The sequence below is a fragment of the Streptomyces sp. NPDC096046 genome, assembly GCF_040303285.1.
Classification (GTDB): Bacteria; Actinomycetota; Actinomycetes; order Streptomycetales; family Streptomycetaceae; genus Streptomyces.
In genome coordinates this window covers 1-1,854 of sequence record NZ_JBEOSZ010000105.1, presented here as the reverse complement: position 1 = coordinate 1,854, position 1,854 = coordinate 1, and the positions used below count along the sequence as shown (strand labels likewise).

Annotated in this window: 1 rRNA gene (only partly in view); it reads left to right on the top strand. The window is 56.7% G+C overall.

What is annotated here, in order from left to right:
- Window positions 1-1,832: ribosomal RNA gene (locus tag ABTX62_RS37740) — 23S ribosomal RNA — on the top strand; it begins 729 nt to the left of the window's first position.
- Window positions 1,833-1,854 lie beyond the last annotated feature (22 nt).

Genomic DNA, 1,854 nt, shown 5'->3' with positions numbered 1-1,854 from the left:
GGTGTGTGGATGGGTAGGGGAGCGTCGTGTGCCGGGTGAAGCAGCCGCGGAAGCGAGTTGTGGACGGTTCACGAGTGAGAATGCAGGCATGAGTAGCGATACAAACGTGAGAAACGTTTGCGCCGATTGACTAAGGGTTCCTGGGTCAAGCTGATCTGCCCAGGGTAAGTCGGGACCTAAGGCGAGGCCGACAGGCGTAGTCGATGGATAACCGGTTGATATTCCGGTACCCGCTGTGAAGCGTCAAACATCGAGCATCGTGATGCTAAGGCCGTGAAGCCGTCCTGGATCCTTCGGGTGAAGGGGAGTGGTGGAGCCGCCGGACCAAGCGGTTAGTAGGTGAGTGATGGGGTGACGCAGGAAGGTAGTCCATCCCGGGCGGTGGTTGTCCCGGGGTAAGGGTGTAGGACGTCAGGTAGGTAAATCCGCCTGGCAATAGTCTGAGACCTGATGCCGAGCCGATTGTGGTGAAGTGGATGATCCTATGCTGTCGAGAAAAGCCTCTAGCGAGTTTCATGGCGGCCCGTACCCTAAACCGACTCAGGTGGTCAGGTAGAGAATACCGAGGCGTTCGGGTGAACTATGGTTAAGGAACTCGGCAAAATGCCCCCGTAACTTCGGGAGAAGGGGGGCCACATCCGGTGATGGGCTTTGCGCTCTGAGCTGGGGGTGGCCGCAGAGACCAGCGAGAAGCGACTGTTTACTAAAAACACAGGTCCGTGCGAAGCCGTAAGGCGATGTATACGGACTGACGCCTGCCCGGTGCTGGAACGTTAAGGGGACCGGTTAGTCACTCTTCGGGGTGGCGAAGCTGAGAACTTAAGCGCCAGTAAACGGCGGTGGTAACTATAACCATCCTAAGGTAGCGAAATTCCTTGTCGGGTAAGTTCCGACCTGCACGAATGGCGTAACGACTTCTCGACTGTCTCAACCATAGGCCCGGTGAAATTGCACTACGAGTAAAGATGCTCGTTTCGCGCAGCAGGACGGAAAGACCCCGGGACCTTTACTACAGTTTGATATTGGTGTTCGGTTCGGCTTGTGTAGGATAGCTGGGAGACTGTGAACTCTGGACGCCAGTTCAGGGGGAGTCGTCGTTGAAATACCAGTCTGGTCGTGCTGGATGTCTAACCTGGGTCCGTGATCCGGATCAGGGACAGTGTCTGATGGGTAGTTTAACTGGGGCGGTTGCCTCCTAAAGAGTAACGGAGGCGCCCAAAGGTTCCCTCAGCCTGGTTGGCAATCAGGTGTTGAGTGTAAGTGCACAAGGGAGCTTGACTGTGAGACCGACGGGTCGAGCAGGGACGAAAGTCGGGACTAGTGATCCGGCGGTGGCTTGTGGAAGCGCCGTCGCTCAACGGATAAAAGGTACCCCGGGGATAACAGGCTGATCTTCCCCAAGAGTCCATATCGACGGGATGGTTTGGCACCTCGATGTCGGCTCGTCGCATCCTGGGGCTGGAGTCGGTCCCAAGGGTTGGGCTGTTCGCCCATTAAAGCGGTACGCGAGCTGGGTTTAGAACGTCGTGAGACAGTTCGGTCCCTATCCGCTGTGCGCGTAGGAATATTGAGAAGGGCTGTCCCTAGTACGAGAGGACCGGGACGGACGAACCTCTGGTGTGCCAGTTGTTCTGCCAAGGGCATGGCTGGTTGGCTACGTTCGGGAGGGATAACCGCTGAAAGCATCTAAGCGGGAAGCCTGCTTCGAGATGAGTATTCCCACCTCCTTGAGAGGGTAAGGCTCCCAGTAGACGACTGGGTTGATAGGCCGGATATGGAAGCACGGTAACGTGTGGAGTTGACCGGTACTAATAGGCCGAGGGCTTGTCCTCAGTTGCTCGCGTCCACTGTGTT